Origin of the sequence: Microbacterium sp. NPDC058389 (genome assembly GCF_042722305.1) — a bacterium.
Taxonomy (GTDB): Bacteria; Actinomycetota; Actinomycetes; order Actinomycetales; family Microbacteriaceae; genus Microbacterium.
In genome coordinates this window covers 182,747-202,724 of record NZ_JBHXJQ010000004.1, presented here as the reverse complement: position 1 = coordinate 202,724, position 19,978 = coordinate 182,747, and the positions used below count along the sequence as shown (strand labels likewise).

The 19,978-nt window shown below is 71.2% G+C and carries 10 protein-coding genes; 7 read left to right on the top strand and 3 right to left on the bottom strand.

Annotation, left to right across the window (positions count from 1 at the left end):
• The first annotated feature begins 39 nt into the window (after positions 1–39).
• From ACFWJ8_RS07725 to ACFWJ8_RS07705, 5 genes are all read left to right on the top strand, one after another.
• Entirely contained in the window at positions 40–1,275 is a 1,236-nt protein-coding gene (locus tag ACFWJ8_RS07725) for an extracellular solute-binding protein (protein WP_378810338.1), read from the top strand.
• 131 nt (positions 1,276–1,406) lie between these two features.
• Positions 1,407–3,026: an ABC transporter permease subunit gene (locus ACFWJ8_RS07720; protein WP_378810336.1), complete on the top strand. Its 1,620-nt coding sequence runs from the start codon at positions 1,407–1,409 to the stop codon at positions 3,024–3,026.
• Positions 3,026–3,952, top strand: a complete 927-nt coding sequence (locus ACFWJ8_RS07715) for a sugar ABC transporter permease (protein ID WP_378810334.1) — start codon at positions 3,026–3,028, stop codon at positions 3,950–3,952. The genes ACFWJ8_RS07720 and ACFWJ8_RS07715 overlap by 1 nt, the downstream gene beginning before the upstream one ends.
• Before the next feature lie 113 nt (positions 3,953–4,065).
• Positions 4,066–6,255 (top strand): glycosyl hydrolase 53 family protein, encoded by a 2,190-nt coding sequence (locus tag ACFWJ8_RS07710; protein ID WP_378810333.1) that lies wholly within the window; start codon positions 4,066–4,068, stop codon positions 6,253–6,255.
• Positions 6,256–6,403: 148 nt separating this feature from the next.
• Positions 6,404–10,768, top strand: a complete 4,365-nt coding sequence (locus ACFWJ8_RS07705) for a hypothetical protein (protein WP_378810331.1) — start codon at positions 6,404–6,406, stop codon at positions 10,766–10,768.
• Here the strand turns inward: ACFWJ8_RS07705 and rsmI are convergent.
• Positions 10,741–11,559 carry a 16S rRNA (cytidine(1402)-2'-O)-methyltransferase gene (gene rsmI / locus ACFWJ8_RS07700; protein WP_378810329.1) on the bottom strand — a complete coding sequence of 273 codons (819 nt, stop codon included), beginning with the start codon at positions 11,557–11,559 and terminating at the stop codon, positions 10,741–10,743. The genes ACFWJ8_RS07705 and rsmI overlap by 28 nt on opposite strands.
• 60 nt (positions 11,560–11,619) lie before the next feature.
• On the opposite strand from rsmI, the gene ACFWJ8_RS07695 reads away from it, so the two are divergent.
• Positions 11,620–13,203 (top strand): dolichyl-phosphate-mannose--protein mannosyltransferase, encoded by a 1,584-nt coding sequence (locus ACFWJ8_RS07695; RefSeq protein ID WP_378810327.1) that lies wholly within the window; start codon positions 11,620–11,622, stop codon positions 13,201–13,203.
• A gap of 18 nt (positions 13,204–13,221) precedes the next feature.
• On the opposite strand, the gene ACFWJ8_RS07690 is transcribed toward ACFWJ8_RS07695, so the two are convergent.
• Together ACFWJ8_RS07690 and ACFWJ8_RS07685 are read right to left on the bottom strand one after the other, a co-directional pair.
• Positions 13,222–15,072, bottom strand: coding sequence for a thioredoxin domain-containing protein (locus tag ACFWJ8_RS07690; protein ID WP_378810325.1), 1,851 nt, complete (start codon positions 15,070–15,072; stop codon positions 13,222–13,224).
• 28 nt (positions 15,073–15,100) lie between these two features.
• Positions 15,101–15,937, bottom strand: a complete 837-nt coding sequence (locus ACFWJ8_RS07685; RefSeq protein ID WP_378810323.1) for an aldo/keto reductase — start codon at positions 15,935–15,937, stop codon at positions 15,101–15,103.
• 67 nt (positions 15,938–16,004) lie between these two features.
• Here ACFWJ8_RS07685 and hrpA point away from each other — a divergent pair, with 67 nt between their 5' ends.
• Complete coding sequence (gene hrpA, locus ACFWJ8_RS07680) at positions 16,005–19,934, top strand: ATP-dependent RNA helicase HrpA (protein WP_378810322.1); 3,930 nt, start codon at positions 16,005–16,007, stop codon at positions 19,932–19,934.
• Positions 19,935–19,978 lie beyond the last annotated feature (44 nt).

The following is a 19,978-nucleotide window of genomic DNA, read 5'->3' as shown; positions in this document are numbered from 1 at the left end:
CTGTACCTCCTGCATCACACCACCACCGAAAGGAACACCATGCGCAAGCAGATCGCATTCGGAGCGCTGGCGCTCACGGCAGCGGTCGTCCTCGCCGGCTGCGCCGGCGGCTCAGCCGGCAGCGGCGACGACGACAGCAGTGCCGACGGCAAGGGCGCCGAGCTCGTCATCTGGACAGACGAGGAGCGCCAGGCGGCCGTCAAGGACGCGGCCAAGGCCTTCGAGGACGAGACCGGCGCGACCGTCAAGATCGTCAAGAAGAACTTCGAGGACCTCCGCAACGACTTCATCGCACAGGTGCCGACGGGCAAGGGCCCGGACATCACCGTCGGCGCGCACGACTGGCTCGGCGCGCTCGTCGCGGCCGGCGTCGTCGACACGATCGACCTCGGCGACAAGACGTCGGAGTTCGAGCCCGTCGCCCTCGAGGCGATGACCTACGACGGCCAGCTGTACGCCCTCCCGTACTCGCTGGAGACGATCGCCCTCGTCCAGAACGCCGACCTGGTCGGCAGCGAGGCGCCGGCGACGTGGGACGAGATGATCCAGAAGGGCCTCGCGGCAGGCACCGAGCGTCCGTTCGTCATCAACACCAACGGCGAGACCGGCGACGGCTACACGATGTACGGCTTCCAGACGTCGTTCGGCGCCCCCGTCTTCGTGCAGGACGACTCGGGGTCCTACACGACCCAGGTCGGCATGGGCGGCGCAGCCGGCGAGGCATTCGCGCAGTGGCTCGGCGCCAACGGCAAGAACGGCACCGGCTACATCTCCACGACCGTCGACTACGACATCAACAACGAGCTCTTCAACTCGGGCAAGGCGCCGTACACGATCCAGGGCCCCTGGGCGATCAGCGCGTACCCCGACGTGAAGAACATCGTCGTGAGCCCGATCCCGTCGGCGGGCGGCCAGCCCGCTGCCCCGTTCGTGGGTGTGCAGGGCTTCTACCTGAGCTCGCAGTCGAAGAACAAGCTGCTCGCGCAGTCGTTCCTCGTCGACTACCTCGGCACCGAGGAGGCGCAGCGCGCCCTGTACGAGGCGGACCCGCGCATTCCGGCGTGGTCGACGCTGGCCACCGAGGTCGCCTCCGACCCGATCATCGCGGGCTTCCTCGCCTCGGCGCAGAACGGCGTGCCGATGCCGAGCATCCCCGAGATGGGCTCGGTGTGGGACCTGTGGAATGCCGCGCAGTCGCAGATCATCAACGGCGCCGACCCCGTGTCGACGTGGAACCAGATGGTCACCGACGTCGAGACCGCGGTCAAGGGCTGAGCCCCCTGATCCGCAGGACCGCCGGCTGACCCGACAGCCGGCCCCCGCTCCGGGAGGCGGGCGAGTGCCTCTCCCCGCCTCCCGGACTCCATTTCCGCCTCCGCACGACTTCCTTCGACAGGAGCACCCCCATGACGGTGGACGCACCTCCCTCACCGCCGGCGACGGTCGACGCCCCGCCCCGCGAATCGCACGCGCGCCGCTGGCGCGGTCCCGGCTGGGGCTTCGTCGTGAAGCTCGTGCTGATGGCGCTGGTCAATGCCTTCGGCGTCATGACGCTGCTGAGCGCCTTCCGCGCCGAATCCTGGGTCGTCTTCTGCGGCATGCTGGTGCTCCTGCTGGCCGCCGACATCGTCTACTTCACGCGGCGCGCGCTGCCGCTGAAGTACCTGGTACCGGGCCTGGTGTTCCTGCTGGTGTTCCAGGTGTTCATCTTCGGCTACACCGCCTACATCGCCTTCACGAACTACGGCACCGGCCACGCAGGCACGCAGGGGCAGGCCGTCGAGGCGGCCCTCATCCAGGGCGAGCGGCGCGTCGAGGACTCCCCCACCTACCCGCTCTCGGTGCTCCAGCGCGGCGATCAGCTGGGCTTCGCGATCGTCGGCGACGACGGCGACGTGCTCGCGGGCACCGCCGACGAGCCGCTCGACGAGGTGCGCGGCGCCGAGATCGGCCAGGCCGGGACCCCCTCCGAAGTCCCCGGGTGGACCGTGATCCCCAAGGCGACCGTGATCACCGACGCCGATCTGCAGGCGCAGATCGCGGCGCTGCGCGTACCGGTCTCGGACGACCCCAATGACGGCTCGATCCGCACGCGCGACGGCTCGACGGGTGCCGTGTACGAATCGACGCTCGTGTGGGATGCCGACGCCCAGACGATCACCGACACCACCACGGGCACCGTCTACACAGCCGACGACAGCGGCTCGTTCGTCGCCGCGGACGGGTCGACGCTGCCCGCCGGCTGGTATGTCAACGTGGGCTTCGCGAACTTCGTGCGCATCTTCACCGACCCGGCACTGGCCGGCACACTGCTCTCCGTCACCGTGTGGACGTTCGTGTTCGCGACGCTGTCGGTGCTGCTGCCCTTCGCCCTGGGCCTGGTGCTCGCGCTCATCTACAACGACGCCCGCATCAAGGGCCGCCGGTTCCTGCGGACGCTGTACATCCTCCCCTACGCCTTCCCCGCGTTCATGTCGGCGCTGCTGTTCCGCGGCATGTTCAACGCCGAGTTCGGCATCATCAACGACCTCTTCTTCTTCGGGGCGCACATCAACTGGCTGGGTGACCCGTGGCTCGCACGGGCCGCGGTCATCTGGGTGAACCTGTGGCTCACCTACCCGTACTACTTCCTGGTGTGCACGGGCGCCTTGCAGGCGCTGCCGAAGGACACGCTCGAGGCGGCCTCCATCGACGGTGCAGGGCGTGCCCGGCAGCTGCGCTCGATCATCCTGCCTCTCGTGCTCGTCGCGACCGCGCCGCTGCTGATCTCGTCGTTCGCGTTCAGCTTCAACAACTTCACGGTCATCTACATGTTCAACAACGGCGGGCCGTCGATCCCCGGCGCACCGTACGCCCTCGGCGCCACCGACATCCTGATCTCCGCGATCTACGACATCTCGGGGGTCTCCGGCGGCGCCGCCGACTACGGCCTCGCGAGCGCGCTGTCGATCCTCGTGTTCGCGGTGGTCGGGGGCATCTCGGCGATCGCATTCCGCCAGACCCGCAAGCTCGAGGAGTTCCAGTGATGTCCACCAACACGGCTGTCTCCGTCACTCCTGCCTCCACGGCTCCGGCCGCCGCCGGCCCCGACCCGCGAAGCGGCGCCCGCCGCCGCCGCTGGCTGCGGGAGGTCGGCTGGAAGTACCTGCTCGCCGTCGTGGTGATCTTCTACGCCGTGTTCCCGCTGGTCTACGTGCTGTCGGCCTCGCTCAACCCGCACGGAACGCTGGCGGCGAGCAATGCCCTCTTCAGCGTCATCGACCTGTCGAACTTCTTCGCGCTGGGTCAGACGCAGTTCTGGACCTGGGCGGGCAACACGCTGCTGATCGGCGGCATCTCGTCGGTGGGCGCCGTCCTCATGGGAGCCGCGGCCGCGTACGCGTTCTCGCGCTTCCGCTTCTCGGGGCGGCGTGCGGGACTCACCGGGCTGCTCATCATCCAGATGTTCCCGCAGGCGCTCGCCTTCGTCGCGATCTTCCTGATGCTGCTGACCCTCGGCGAGGTCGTGCCTGCGCTGGGCCTCAACTCCAAGATCGCGCTCATCTGCGTGTACCTGGGCGGTGCACTGGGCGTCAACACCTTCCTGATGTACGGCTTCTTCAACACCGTGCCGATCGAGATCGACGAATCCGCCAAGATCGACGGTGCGACGCATGCGCAGATCTTCTGGCGGCTGATCATGCCGCTCGTGACGCCGATCCTCGCGGTGGTCGCGCTGCTCGCCTTCATCGCCGCGTTCGGCGACTACATCATCGCCAAGATCGTCCTCGTCTCGGAGGAGAACTGGACGCTCGCGGTGGGCATGTACCAGTGGGTCTCGAACCAGCTGGCCTCGAACTGGGGGCTGTTCGCGGCGGGAGCGGTCATCGCCGCGATCCCCGTCCTCGTCCTGTTCCTGTCGCTGCAGCGGTACATCGTCGGGGGCCTCACCGCAGGATCCGTCAAGGGCTGAGCCCGCCGCAGCCGGGGCGCCCGGCATCCATCACCTCGTCGGCCCTGTGCCGACGACACCCCGCAGCGTCGCGGGAACCTCCGGCGACGCTGCCTCACGAGAGGAATGCGCACGTGCACCGATGGATTTCGAGGACCCGCAGGGCGGTGCTCGGCGCGGGTCTCGCGGCGACACTGGCCGTCGGTGCGACAGCGCCCGCCGCGTGGGGGGCCACGGGCGACGATCCCGTGGACGCCGGCATCTTCGTCGACAGGGTCGACGGCCTGGCCGCGGACTTCGCGATGGGGGTCGACGTCTCGACCGTCCTGTCGCTGGAGTCGAGCGGGGTGGTGTTCCGGGATGCCGCCGGCCGGCCGGCCGACGTGTTCGACGTGCTCGCCGACAACGGCGTGAACTCGGTGCGCATCCGGGTGTGGAACGACCCGTACGACGAGGCCGGCCGAGGCTACGGCGGCGGGACCGTGGACGTCGATCGCGCCGTCGAGATCGGACGACGCGCGACCGCCGCGGGCCTGGACGTCCTCGTCGACTTCCACTACTCCGACTTCTGGGCCGACCCTGCGCGCCAGCTCGCCCCGAAGGCGTGGGCGACACTCGACGACGCCGCGACCCTAGTCGCCCTGCACGACTTCACCGCCGATGCACTGCAGCGCTTCGAGGATGCAGGGGTCGACGTCCGGATGGTGCAGATCGGCAACGAGACGAACAACGCAGTGGCGGGGCACACGCGCGCGGGCCGGGCGATCGACGCGCAGTTCGCCGCGTTGGTGGCCGCCGGCAGCGCCGCCGTCCGCGAGGTGCTCCCCGACGCGCTGGTCGCCGTGCACTTCACGAACCCCGAGACGCCCGGACGCTACGCCGAGTACGCCGCGGGACTCGCGCAGTACGGCGTCGACTACGACGTCTTCGCGAGCTCTTACTACCCGTACTGGCACGGCACGCTCGACAACCTCACCGCAGTGCTGTCGCAGGTGGCTTCGACGTACGGCAAGGAGGTCATGGTCGCCGAGACCAGCTGGGCCCGCACCCTCGAGGACGGCGACGGCTACCCGAACGTGATCGGCGCCGGCGGCACCACGAGCCAGTACCCGGTGAGCGTGCAGGGTCAGGCCTGGGAGCTGCGCGACGTGATCGCGGCGGTCGCGGCCGTCGGCGACGCGGGTGTGGGCGTGTACTACTGGGAGCCGGCCTGGCTGCCGGTGGGACCGCCCGACCAGGTCGCTGCAAACCGCGTGCTGTGGGAGCAGTTCGGCTCGGGCTGGGCGTCGAGCGCGGCGAGCGGCTACGACCCCCTCCACGTCGGCGACTCGTACGGCGGATCCGCATGGGACAACCAGTCGCTCTTCGCGTGGGATGGCACGCCGCTGGAGTCGCTGCGCACCTTCGCGTATGTCCGCACCGGGGCCGTCGCGCCCCGCGAGGTCGTGTCGGTGGAGGACGTGACGCGCACGGTCGTCGACGGCGCCCCCGTCGCCCTGCCCTCGACGATCGTGGTCGCGTACAACGACCGCACCGTCGAGCAGCAGGCGGTGACCTGGAGCACCGCGGTCGACTGGATCCGAGGGCCCGGGCACTACGCGATCCCGGGACGCTCGGCATCCGGTCTCGCCGTCACGGCCGACGTGACCGTGGAGGCGGTGAACCACGTCGTCAACGGCGGGTTCGAGAACGCCGATATGAGCGCCTGGACGCTGACCGACCCGGCCGCGCGCCAGGAGACCGCTGACGCCGCAACGGGCGGCCACGCGGTCACGTTCTGGAGCGGCTGGGCGTATCGGACGTCGGCGTCGCAGACCGTGACCGGCGTGCCCGCGGGCACCTACGTGCTGCAGGCGACGACGCAGGGGACGAACAGTCCATCGGCGGACGCCCGCACGCTGACCGCCCGTACCTCGGCCGGCACGTGGAGTGCACCGCTGGAGTTCGCGGTGTGGAACGACTTCCACACCGCGACGGTCCCCGGCATCGTCGTCGGCGCCGACGGCGTGGTCGAGATATCGGCGGACTTCTCGCTGTCGGCCGGGGCGTGGGGCGTGCTCGACGACGTGCGGCTGATCGACGCCGCAGCGGCGGGCGCGGCACAGCCAGTGGACAAGACCGCCGTCGAGCGGGCGCTCGCGACCGCGGCGGCGATGGATCGGGCGCGATACACGGCGGCATCGCTGGCGCAGCTGGACGAGGCCATGGCAGTCGGCGAGGTCGTCCGCGCGGCTTCGCGAGCCACGACGCGCGACGTCAAGGATGCGGCAAAGCTCATCGACAAGGCCGTCCACCAGCTGAAGGCCGTGAAGAAGAAGGGCTAGCCCGTCACGTCCCCGGCGCCGGAACGCTCTCACCGGAAAGCGCCGACCCCTCGCCTTGGGGTGCAGGGCTCGGCTAGGGTCTGGAATCGCAACGCGCACGGGGGGTCCGCGGGGTCGCGGAGGTGCGCACGCAGTCGGGAGGATGTCGATGCGCAGTTCTCGTGTGTGGTCAGCGCTCGTGGTCGGAGTCATCATCGGTGCCCTCGTCGCGCCCTTCGGGCCGGCGGGCACGGCGACGGCAGCGACTCTGCAGCCCTCCGGGCTCGTGACGGGATTCCAGATCGACGGCGACAAGACCGGGGGTGCCCCACCCGCCACCTTCGACTGGAACTCCTTCCTCAGCGCACCGGCACCCGACGGCAGCTTCACCTTCACCCCCACCGGCGCCTACACCACCGCGGCGGGCCTGCCCTCGACCGGCGTGCTCAACGCGACCTTCGCCTGGGACAACGGAACCCTCGGCGCCGCCTGCTCCGGGCAGGATGCCAGCGGGTCGCCGGGCAGCCAGACGCCCAACACCATCCCCTGGGCGCCCGGCCCCGCCAACGTCAACGACAAGGGCAACCTGTGCAGCACCGCCTCGGCGTACGAGGTGGTCACCGACGCCACAGGCCGTCGCCACGCGATCCTCTACAACTATTGGACCCGCCTGGTCGGCAACGGCGACATGAGCGCCCTGCAGCTGCTCGAGGGTCCGGCGGCGGGCCGCTGCGACGACGTGCTGGTCGAGTTCGACTACGCGTCCAGCTCGAGCACGATGACCGCGGTCTTCCGGCGGTGGGCCCCGACCGCGAACGACGGCTGCGCGAATCCGAACGGCGCCGGCCAGTGGCTGCCGACGGGGCAGGCCGTCGACTTCTCGTGGGCGGTCGGCGTGCGCACGGAGGGGCCGCTCCCCGTCGGCAACCAGCCGCAGGCGACCTTCGGCGAGTTCGCCGTCGACCTGACGACCGCCGGCCTGTTCAACCCCGACACGTGCACCACCTTCGCGGTGTCCACGATGCTGTCGCGCACGGGCAACGACTTCACCGCCCAGACCGAGGACTACCACGCGGCGGACGACCCGCTGACGCTCTCCAACTGCGGATCCCTGACCGTCACGAAGGATGTCGTGCCCGCCGGGTACCAGAGCGCCGACCGGTTCCCGTACCTCGTCGACCGCACGAGCGGCGGCATCGTGCTCCCGGACGCCGACGCGACGCAGATCTCGGACGACCTCGGCATCGGCGAGACCGACTCGTTCTCGAACGTGCTCGCGGCCGCCGACTACCGCCTGGCCGAGACGGTCGCGCCGCCCTGGACCCTGCAGTCGATCGTGTGCACCACGAGACTGCCCGGGACGAATCAGCCGGTCGTGCGCGTTCTCAGCAGCCTGGCCGACACCTTCGCGGTCTACCCAGACACGACGACCGACTGCGTCCTCACGAACGCGACGTCCACGGTCACCGTGACGAAGCAGACCCTTCCGGACGGCTCACCGCAGCAGTTCGACTTCACGATCGGCGGCAACCCGGCCACGCTGTCCGACGGCGAGAGCGCCACGTTCGCGTTCGCACCGGGATCGACGGTCGAGATCCTCGAGACCTTCGTCGACGGCTGGGTCCGCCAACCCGACATCGTATGCACCGACGGCGGCGCGGTGATAAACGAGCCCGACGGTTACGCGCAGGTGACCACCGTCGCGGGGGCGGACGTGCAGTGCACATTCACGAACACGCAGCTCGGCAACATCTCGATCAGCAAGGAAGCCATCGGCACCGACCCGAACACCGCATTCGAGTTCACCGGGACGTGGCCCGGCGGCGAGAGCTTCTCGATCAACACCGAGGTCGGCGACGGTACGAACTACTACCAGAACTTCACCGGGATCCTGCCTGGGCACTACACGGTGTCCGAAACGGGCGACCGTCATGACACGCTCATCGGCTCGCTGATCTGCACGATCGGCGGCGTCGACACGGTGTTCCCGCCCGGGACGACGAGCGCCGAGTTCGACCTCGCGCCCGGTGACACCGTCACCTGCTACTTCGTCAACGTCGTGCCCGGCCACATCCTGGTGGTGAAGGAGACCGATCCGTTCGAGTACAACCAGGACTTCCCGTTCGCCTTCACGCCGGCCGACCAGAGCATCGACCCCCAGCAGTTCACCCTCAACCCGCTCCCGGGTCAGGCCACGTGGGACAGCCCGAACCTGCCAGGAGGCACCTACGACATCAGCGAGAACCTCGCCGGCGTCGACGGATGGACTCTGACCGACATCACGTGCGACGTGTCGGACGGCGGAACCTCGTCGATCGACCTCGACACGCTCACCGCCACGGTCGAACTCCCGGACGCCGGCATCGCCCAGTGCGTCTTCCACAACACCGCCGATGCGGCCTCGCTCGAGTTGGCGAAGACGGCGCTCGGCGTCGCAGACGGGACCCCGTGGTCGTTCGACTTCCTTCTGACGGACACCTTGAGCGGTGCGTCTCGAACCGTGACGGTGACATCCGACGCGCCATCGGCCGGGCTGTCCGATCTCGTGCCCGGCACGCCCTACAGCCTGACCGAGGTCGCGCAGACGGGCTGGGCGGGAACGCTCGAATGCAGCGTGACGGACGATGACCCCGAGACCGCCGGGTGGCAGTTCACGCTCACTCCGGGCGCCGGGGTGGGCTGCACCGCGGAGAACGCCGCGACGCCGGCATCCGTCTCGGTCACCAAGTCGGTGGACGGGGTGACCGACGACTACGAGTGGTCGTTCCCGTTCGCCCTCACCCCCACCGACGGCGTCACGCCGGCGGGCGGCATCCAGTCGCTCACGGGGACCGGCAACGCCTCCGACACGGCGGTCTGGACGGGACTGCTGCCCGGCGAGACCTACACGATCGCCGAACAGTCGGTACCGGGATGGATCCCCGGGGAGCTCGTCTGTGCGGGCGTCGAGGACACGAACGCGGACCCGCTCGCCGTCACGTTCGTCGCGCAGCCTGCGCAGGCCCTCGAGTGCGCGATCACGAACCAGCCTGCGCCGATCGACATCACCATCGCGAAGACCGCGCTCGGCGGCGACGGCACGTTCCAGTTCGTGCTCACGCCCATCGACCCTCCGGCCGAGGCGGTCGTCGGATCGACGGCCACGCAAGGAGGCCAGGGGACCGTCACGTTCGACGGACTGACCCCGCGCGGGCTCTATTCGCTCGCCGAACTCGACATGGACGGCTGGATCGAGGGCGCGCTGGAGTGCACCGTCACCCACGCCGACGGCGAGTCGGAGGCGCTGGACGTAACAGGCTTCCGCGTCGAGCCCGGGGACCAGATCGGCTGCGCCGTCGAGAACCTCGCGGTCGGGCGGATCGTGGTGGTCAAGAACGTCGATGGGACCGACGGCGTCTTCGACTTCACCGGAACTTGGCTCGACTCCGGCGAGTTCACGATCGACACGACGGAAGGCACCGGGTCGGCGACGTTCGACGACGTCGTCCCCGGCTCGTACGAGGTGTCGGAGACAGCGCCCGACGGCTACGACAACACCGAGCTGGTGTGCGTCGACGGCGACGCCGAAGGCACCGCGTCGGTCGTCGACGACCTCGTCGGGACCGTCAACGTCGACCCGGGCGAGACGGTGGTCTGCACGTTCACGAATACGCAGTGGGGCTCGCTGATCATCGACAAGTCCACGCTGCCTGCGGGCTCGCCGCAGGAGTTCGGGTTCGAGTGGGGTCCCGACGGCGAGGAGTTCGCCCTCACCGATGCGGCCGACCCGTATTCGACAGGGCTCATCGCCCCCGGTTCGTACACCGTGACCGAGACGAGCGAGCTCGAGCGCTGGCTGCTCGACGACATCGAGTGCATCGGGTCCGACACCGACCCCGTGACCGAGGGCGCGTCGGTGACGATCGGCGTCCCGCTGCAGACGACCGTCTACTGCACGTTCGTCAACGCCTTCCTCGCCCCGCTCGAGATCGCCAAGGCTGTCACCTCCGGGCCCACGAAGAGCGCCGACGGAACGGTCGCGATCTCGTACGAGATCACGGTCACCAACCCGGGCGCTCTCGCCGACACCTACGACCTCGACGACGAGCTGCGCTTCGGCGACGGCGTCGCCGTGGTGACGGCCGCCGTCACGTCCGCCGACGGCGTCCCGGTCAACGCAGGATGGGACGGCGTGTCCGACACTGTGGTGGCCACCGCCGTGACGATCGATCCGGGGATCACGCACACGTTCGAGGTGTCAGCCACCGCGCGGGTCGCCACGACCGTCACGGCCGAGCAGGCCGACTGCACCACGACCTCCGACGCCGAAGGCACGGGGCTGCTCAACGCCGCCACCGTGACCTTCACGGGCGGGGATGCCTCGGCCACGGCGTGCGCGCCGGCACCGCTGCCGCCTGTGCCCCCGCTTCCTCCGCTGCCGCCGACAGGCATGACCCTCGGCGGTCTGTGGCTCGGCGTCGCGCTCCTCGGCAGCGGAGTCGCGCTCGCGACCGTGCGGCGCAGGCGCTATCCGCGCACGGCCAGCGAGGCCTGATACAGCTCGCGGCTGGAGTGTCCGGTGAGTCCGGACACTTCGGCCGCGGCATCCTTCAGCCGCATCCCGTCCCGCACGAGTTCGAGCACCTGCGTCACCGCGTCGGGGAACGCGACACCTCGCGCGGGTGCGCCCGCCACGACGATCACAAGCTCGCCGCGGACGCCCGCCTCGGCCCACGAGACGAGCTCCGCGAGCGTGCCGCGAGCCACCTCCTCGTGGAGCTTCGTCAGCTCACGGCACACCGCCGCACGGCGGTCCGCCCCGAACTCCGCGGCCATGTCGGACAGCGAGGCCGCCACGCGGGACGGCGCCTCGAAGAACACCATGGTGCGAGGCTCGGCCGCGAGCGCCCGCAAAGTCGACGTCCGCTCCCCCGACTTGCGCGGCAGGAACCCCTCGAAGCTGAACCGGTCGGTGGGCAGGCCCGACACCGCGAGAGCGGTCACCACCGCGCTCGGGCCGGGGATCGCCGTGACCACGACGCCGGCCTCGGCGGCCGCGGCCACGACGCCGTAGCCGGGATCGCTCACCGTCGGCATGCCGGCGTCGCTGAGCACGAGGACGTCCTGGTCGCGCGCGAGCTCGACGAGCTCGGGCGCGCGGTCCTTCTCGTTGTGGTCGTGCAGGGCGATCAGCCGCGGCCGATTGGCGATGCCGAGGGCCGCCAGCAGCCGCTGCGTCGTGCGCGTGTCCTCCGCGGCTACGACAGTGGCCGCTTCGAGCGCCTCGACGAGGCGGCGGGACGCGTCCCCGAGGTTGCCGATGGGGGTGGCCGCGAGGATGATCACGTCCTCAAGCCTAGACTCGGCTCCCAGCTTCGCCAGAGGCCGCCGCCTAGACTGGGCCGGGTGACGGATGCCCCGCGGCTCGAGGCCGACCAGCCTGCCGCGTCCCTTCTGCCGCCCCCGCGCCCCAGCCTGTACGACCGGTTCACGGCGCGCGTGGCCGCGGATCCCCGGGCGCAGCGCCTCTACCGCTGGCTCGGACCCGCCCTCGTGGTGCTGCTCGCGGCCGTGCTGCGGCTGTGGAACCTCGGCGCGGCGCACGACCTGATGAACCAGTTCGACGAGACGTACTACGTCAAGGACGCGTGGTCGATGCTGCACCTCGGGTACGAGGGATCGTGGCCGTCCGACGCGAACGCGAGCTTCCTTGCGGGCGACCCGAACGTCTTCACGGCGAACCCCTCGTTCGTGGTGCATCCGCCGCTCGGCAAATGGATCATCGGACTCGGCATGCTCGTGTTCGGCCCCGACTCCGGCTGGGGCTGGCGCATCACCACGGCCCTCCTGGGCACCGCGTCGGTGCTGCTGCTGATGCTGATCGCCAAGCGCCTGACGCGCTCGACGACCTTCGCCGTCGTCGCGGGACTCCTCATGGCCGTCGACGGCCTTGCGATCTCGATGAGCCGCATCGCCCTGCTCGACACGTCGCTCACGTTCTTCGTGCTGCTCGCGTTCCTCTTCGTGCTGCGCGACCGAGAACACACGATGGCCCGCATCGCGGCGACCGTCGCCGCCCGCCACGACGGCGACGAGCCGCCGTCGTGGGGACCTCTCCTGTGGAACCGCCCGTGGATCATCGCGGCCGGGGCGGCGCTGGGTGCCGCGAGTGCCGTGAAGTGGTCGGGCGCCTGGGTGCTCGCCGGGCTCGGGGTGTACCTCGTCGTGACCGATGCGCTCGCCCGCCGCCGTGCGGGCGTGCTGTTCTGGCCGACGGATGCCGTGCGCCAGGGCCTCGCGACCTTCGTGCTCTTCGTGCCCGTGGCCGTCGTCGTCTACGTGGCCTCGTGGACGGGGTGGCTCGTCACCGACGGCGGCTACGACCGCGACTCGGGCGGCAACGCACTGGAGAGCCTGTGGCTGTACCACGAGGCGATGTATCGGTCGTCATCGCAGATCACCGCCGGCCACACGTACGCCAGCCCGGCGTGGCAATGGCCGCTCCTGCTGCGTCCGACGGGCGTGTACTGGCACCACGACGCGCTGGGCGTGAACGGCTGCGACGCCGCGAACGGGTGCGCGCAGGTGATCTCGACGATCCCGAACCCGCTGATCTGGTACGCGGGGGTGGCCGCCGTGCTCTACCTCGCCTACCGGTTCGTGGTGGTGCGCGACTGGCGGTACGCCCTCGTGCTCACGGGCGTCGCCGTGACCTACGTGCCGTGGCTGTTCCTCCCGACGCGCACCGTGTTCCAGTTCTACACGGTGCTCATCCTGCCCTTCATGCTGCTGGCGCTGACGTTCGCCCTGAAGGACATCGCCGGCCCACCGGGCGCCCCGGTGCACCGGCGGCTGACCGGCCAGCGGCTCGTGCTCGTGTTCCTCGGCGTCGCGCTCGCACTGTCGGCGTTCTGGTACCCGGTGATCTCGGCGATGAACGTCACGTACGACTTCTGGCACCTGCACGCATGGATGACGAGCTGGATCTGACGCGCCTCGCGCGCCCGCTCAGCGGGTGAGGGCGGCGGGGTCGGTGACCGGCAGCCGGCACGCGAAGTCCCGGCAGTCGTATGCCGTCGGCAGGCCGTCGCGCAGGCGCTTGTCGGCGAACAGCCCGAACCCCGACGCGGCCCACGCGTGCGCCTGCTCCGGCGTCACGACGGCGACGACGTCGGCCGGGATGGCCCGCGCCGCGGTGGCGAGGCCGGCCGCCGCATCCGGCGTCACGACGACGAGCTGGCGCGGCGCGACGACGAGCGTCGCGGCGACCCGCAGCAGCGCGCCGTAGGCGAGCGGCTGAGCCAGGGCCGCGCGCGCGTGAGCGGTGACGAGCCGCTCGGCCCGGTCACGGTATGACGATCCGGCGCCGAGCAGCCACAGCGCGGCGGCCGCGCCGGCGAGGGCGGCGGGACCGGACGGCTCGTCGGCGTCGGAGGCGTCGTCGGGCGCGCCGATGCCCTGCTGCGCGAGCACCGGGTCGCCGCCGCCCGGAGCCGTCGCCGCAGCATCGGCGTCGACGCACGCGTCGACGAGCTCCCGTGCACGCACCGCGTACGCGACCTCGCCGGTGGCGACGGCCAAGGCCGTGAGCCCGCCCGCGAGCTGGCCGTAGTCGGCGAGCGTGCCCGGCGAGCGCGACGGCACCTCGTCGAGCGAGGCGCGCACCAGCCGCCCGTCCGCGGCGATGTTCGTCTCGAGGACGGCGTCGGCGGCCCATCGTGCGGCCTCGATCCACGTCGGCTCGCCGAGGGCGGAGCCGGCACGGGCCAGCGCGCCGATCGCGAGTCCGTTCCAGCCGGTCACCACCTTGCCGTCGACAGCCGGGGTTTCGAGGCCGGCACGGCCGCCGGCATCCCTCGCGTAGTAGCCGCCCTCGCTGCGCGCGCCGTCGATCCACGACTCGGAGTCCTGCGCAGCCCCGAAGCCGCCGCCGGGCTGCTGCAGCACGTCGACGAGGAATCCCGCGATCCCGCGGACGACCTCGGGCCGCGCCGGCGTCGCGTCGAGGGCGACCTCGAGCAGCTGGGCGTTGTCGGTGAGCATGCGCTCGTAGTGCGGCACGGTCCAGTCGGGGCGCGTCGCGTAACGGAAGAACCCGCCCTCGACGGGGTCACGCAGCGAGGAGCCCGCCATCGCCGCGAGGGCCCGATCGGCGACGGCGGATGCCCCGGCCGCTCCTTCACGCACGACCCGCGCCTGCAGGAACCGGAGCGCGGTCGCGACGGGGAACTTCGGCGCGGCGACCGCCGGGTCGCCGAACCCGCCGTGGCGCGGGTCCTCGCGTGCGGCGAGCGTCTCGGCAGCGGCACGCAGGTCGTCGGCGGTCGGCGTCCGCATCGCGCCGTCGGGCGTCGCAGCCCTCGCCTCGGCGAGGGCTGCCGCGATCGCATCGGCGGTCTGGTCGATCTCGCCGCGGCGCTCGTTCCACGCCTCGTCGACCGCGGCCAGCACCTGCCGGAAGGCCGGCATGCCCGCACGGGGCACGGGCGGGAAGTACGTTCCGGCGTAGAACGGGCGCCCTTCGGGGGTCGCGAACACCGTGAGCGGCCAGCCGAGGTTCGGCGTGAACGCCGCCGCGGCCGCCATATAGGCGGCGTCGACCTCGGGATGCTCCTCGCGGTCGACCTTGACCGCCACGAACCCGGCGTCGAGCTCGGCGGCGGTCGCGGCATCCTCGAACGACTCCCGTGCCATGACGTGGCACCAGTGGCACGTCGAGTAGCCGATCGACACCATGACGGGCACGTCCCGCCGCCGCGCCTCGGCGAACGCCTCCTCGCCCCACGGGTACCACGCGACCGGATTGCCCGCATGGGCTCTCAGGTACGGGCTCGTGGCGTCCGCGAGGCGAGGGTTCACGGCATCCGCTCCGGCAGCGGGACCGGGGTCAGTTGACCTCGTCCGGGTGTGCGCTGACGCGTCCCGAGCCGTCGCCCGTGTCCATCGCGTCGATGGCGGCGATCTCGTCGGCGGTCAGTTCGAAGTCGAAGACGTCGAGGTTCTCCTGCAGGCGCTCGCGGCGCACCGACTTCGGGAAGACGATGTACCCCTTCTGCAGGTGCCACCGCAGAACGGCCTGCGCAGGCGTCTTGCCGTGGGCCGCGGCGGCCGCGGCGACGGGCTCGGCGCCGAACAGGTCGTACTTGCCCTGGCCGAGGGGTCCCCACGACTCGATCCGCACATCGTGTGCGGCGGCCCAGTCGGTGATGTCGCGCTGCTGGTACGCCGGGTGCAGCTCGATCTGGTTCACGGCCGGCACGACGCCGGTCGCGGCGACGATGCGCTCCAGGTGCGGCACGAGGTGGTTCGAGACGCCGATGCTGCGGGCGAGGCCCTCACCGCGCAGCTCGACGAGCTTCTCCCACGCGTGTACGTAGTTGTCATGCGCCGGCGCGGGCCAGTGCACGAGGTACAGGTCGACCTGGTCGAGTCCGAGCTTCTCGAGGCTCTCGGCGAGCGCGGCGTTCGGCTCGTCGCCGGCCTGCCGGTCGTTCCAGAGCTTGGTGGTGATGAAGAGGTCGCCGCGCGCGATGCCGCTCGCCGCGATCGCCGCTCCCACGCCCTCTTCGTTGCCGTAGATCGCCGCGGTGTCGATGTGGCGGTAGCCGACCTCGAGCGCTTCGCTCACGGCCCGCTCGGTGTCTGCCGGCGGCACCCGGAACACGCCGTAGCCGAGCTGCGGGATCTGGAAGCCGTCGTTGAGGGTCACGCTGGGGACTGTCATGCGTCCAGCCTAGGCTCCTGCACCAGGGCACGGACGGGTCGTCCGCGAGGCGATACGATCGAAGGCTATGTCTGTGCCCGCACCCGTCATCTCGTACCCGCCGGAGCTTCCCGTCAGCGCGGCGCGCGACGAGATCGCACGCGCGATCCGCGACCACCAGGTGGTCATCGTCGCGGGCGCGACCGGCTCGGGCAAGACCACCCAGCTGCCCAAGATCGCGCTCGAGCTCGGGCGCACGCGCATCGCGCACACGCAGCCGCGCCGGCTCGCGGCACGGACGATCGCCGAGCGCGTGGCCGAAGAGCTCCAGGTGCCGCTGGGCACGACCGTGGGCTACAAGGTGCGGTTCACCGACAAGGTGTCGGCCGACACGAGCATCGCGCTCATGACCGACGGCATCCTGCTCAATGAGATCCACCGCGACCGGCTGCTGCGCCGCTACGACACGATCATCGTCGACGAGGCGCACGAGCGGTCGCTCAACGTCGACTTCCTGCTCGGCTACCTGCGGCGCATCCTCACGAAGCGGCCGGACCTCAGGGTCATCATCACGAGCGCCACGATCGACCCCGAGAGCTTCGCGAAGCATTTCGCCGAGCCCGACGGCACCCCCGCGCCGATCATCGAGGTGTCCGGCCGCACGTACCCCGTCGAGATCCGGTACCGCGCGCCGGAGAAGCCCGCGAAGGGCGAGGAGGAGTCCGACGACGTCGACGGCATCACGTCGGCCCTGCGCGAGCTCGACCGGGAGCCCGCCGGCGATGTCCTTGTGTTCCTGCCGGGCGAGGCCGAGATCCGCGACGCCGCCGACGCCGTCCGGGGCCTGTACGCGCGGGATGCCGCCCCGACGGAGGTCCTGCCGCTGTACGGCCGCCTGTCGGCGGCCGAGCAGCACCGCGTCTTCGAGCCGTCGCAGGTCGCGGGCGTCCGCCGGCGCGTCATCCTGGCGACCAACGTCGCCGAGACGAGCCTCACCGTGCCCGGCATCCGCTACGTCGTCGACACCGGCACCGCACGCATCTCGCGCTACAGCAATCGCAGCAAGGTGCAGCGCCTGCCGATCGAGCCGGTGTCGCAGGCGTCGGCGCAGCAGCGGTCGGGGCGTGCCGGGCGCACCAGCCCGGGCGTCGCGATCCGCCTGTACGCCGAGGACGACTTCGTCGCACGGCCCGAGTTCACCGAGCCGGAGATCCTCCGCACGAGCCTCGCGTCGGTGATCCTGCAGATGCTCTCGCTCGGGTTCGGCGACATCTCGTCGTTCCCGTTCCTCACGCCCCCGGACTCGCGCGGCGTCAAGGCGGCGTTCGATCTGCTCGTGGAACTCGGCGCCGTGAAGACCGGCCGCGAGCACCACACGCTCACCGACCTCGGCCGCGAGATCTCGCGGCTGCCGATCGACCCGAGGTTCGCGCGGATGCTGATCGAGGCGCGACGCACGGGTGTGCTGCGCGACGTGCTCGCGATCGTCGCGGGACTGTCGATCCAGGACGTGCGCGAGCGTCCGGAGGAGCGGCGCGAGGAGGCCGACCGCTTCCACGCGCGCTTCACCGACCCGACGAGCGACTTCCTCAGCCTCCTGAACCTGTGGAACCACCTGCAGGAGAAGCAGGCGGAGCTCGGCTCCAGCGCGTTCCGCCGCCTCTGCCGCGCCGAGCACCTCAACTACGTGCGCGTGCGGGAGTGGGCAGACGTCCACCGTCAGCTCAGCACGCTCGTCGGGGCGCCGCGCTCCTCGACGCGGGCGGCGTCCGAGGGCGGCACCGCCGACCCCGACGACGTGCACAAGGCGATCCTCGCCGGCCTGCTCTCGCAGCTCGGCGTGCTCGACGAGCGCACCGCCGCGCGCACCGCGAACCGCGGTTCGTCCGGCGGCGAATCCAAGCGCCGCGCAGCGCCGGCGGAGTACCTGGGCTCGCGCGGAACCCGCTTCGCGATCTTCCCCGGCTCGGGACTGCGCAAACAGCGCCCGCAGGCGGTGATGGCCGCAGAGGTCGTCGAGACCAGCCGGCTGTTCGCCCGCACGGTCGCGGCGATCGACCCGGAGTGGGCCGAACCCCTGGCGGGAGACCTCGCCAAGCGGTCGCTGAGCGAACCGCACTGGTCCAAGACGACGGGCGCTGCGGCCGCATACGAGAAGGTCACGCTGTTCGGCCTGGAGATCGTGCCGAAGCGCCGCGTGCAGCTCGCCCGCTTCGACCGCCCGTTCGCGCGGGAGCTGTTCGTGCGCCACGCGCTCGTCGAGGGCGAGTGGGACTCGTCGCACCTCGACAAGCGCCTCACCGCCTTCGAACGGCGCAACCTCGAGCTGCGACGCCGGCTGGAGAAGATCGAGGAGCGAGAGCGCCGCCGCGACATCCTCGTCGGCGACGAGGCCGTGTTCCGCTTCTACGACGCCCGCCTGCCGCAGGACGTCTTCGACGCCCGCTCGTTCGAGGCGTGGTGGAGGGATGCCGCGACCCGCACCCCGCGGCTGCTCGACATGACCGAGGCCGACCTCGTGGACGAGGCCTCACGCGGCGACGAACGCGACTTCCCCGCCCGGTGGCATCAGGGTGACCAGGTGCTCTCGCTCGCCTACCGGTTCGAGCCCGGCGCCCCGGACGACGGCGTGACCGCGGTCGTGCCGCTGGCGCTCCTCGCCCAGCTGCGCCCTGACGGTTTCGACTGGCAGGTGCCGGGCATGCGCGACGAGCTCATCACGGCGCTCCTGCGCGCGCTCCCCAAGTCGATCCGGCGGCACGTCGTGCCCGCGGCCGACTGGGCGGCGACCTTCGCCGCCGACCTCGCCGGCCTCGGGCCCGAGGCGCACGGGGGCCTGCCGCCGACGGCGCTGCGCGACGCCCTCGCGGCCCGCATCCAGCGCATCGCGAACCAGCCCGTCACCGCGGCCGACTTCGAACTCGAGCGCGTGCCCGGATACCTGCAGGTGTCGTTCCGCGCCGTCGACGAGCGCGGTCGCACGGTCGGCTCCGACCGCGACCTCGCGACGCTGCAGGCCCGCCTGGCCGACCGGGCCCGCGCGTCCGTGTCACGGTCGCTGAACGCACCGGCGCGGCCCGCGAACGCCCCCGCCGGACCCGCGCGTCAGGCTCCCGTCGGTGCGCCCGCCGGCCCGGCGTTCACGGAGCGCACCGGACTCACCGACTGGACGTTCGACGACCTGCCCGAGGTCGTCGACACGAAGGTCGCCGGCGGTGTCGTACGCGGCTATCCCGCGATCGTCGACGAGGGCGCCTCGGTCGCGCTGCGCATCGAGGCGACGCCCGAGGCCGCGGCCCGCGCCACCCGCGCCGGCGTGCGCCGGCTCGTGCTGCTCGCGGTGCCCTCGCCGGTCGCCTACGTGCTCGACCACCTCACGTCGCCCGAGAAGCTCGCGCTGGCGGCATCCCCGTATCCCTCCGCCAAGGCGCTCGTCGAGGACTGCCGCTCGGCGGTGGCCGATGCCGTGATCGCGCGCACCACGCCCGGCGGCGCGACGGGGATCGTGCGGACGAAGGCCGGGTTCGAGGCCGTGCGCGATGCGCTGTCGGCGGTGGTGGTCGACGAGCTGTTCCAGACGGTGTCGCTGACCGCCCGCATCCTCACCGCCGCCCGTGAGGTCGAACGCCGCATGCGCGACGCGAACTCGCTGACGCTTCTCGGGGCGCTGGGCGACGTCAAGGCGCAGCTGGCCGGGCTCGTCTTCCCGGGCTTCGTGTCGCGCACCGGCACGGCGCGACTCGCACACCTGCCGCGATACCTGCGCGGCGCGCTCGACCGGGTCACGGCGCTGCCCGACAACCCCGGACGCGACCGCCAGCGGATGACCGAGTTCGAACGCGCAGCGGCCGTGTACGCCGAGGCAGGCGGGACCATCCCGCCGGATGCGGACGCGCCGACGGCGATCGTGCACACGCGCTGGCTGCTCGAGGAATATCGGGTGAGCCTGTTCGCGCAGGGGCTCGGAACGGCCGAGCCGGTGTCGCTGCAGCGCATCGGCAAGGCCCTGCGCGAGTAGCCCGCACACGTCACGAAGCGTCACACGGGAATGATCGGCGACGC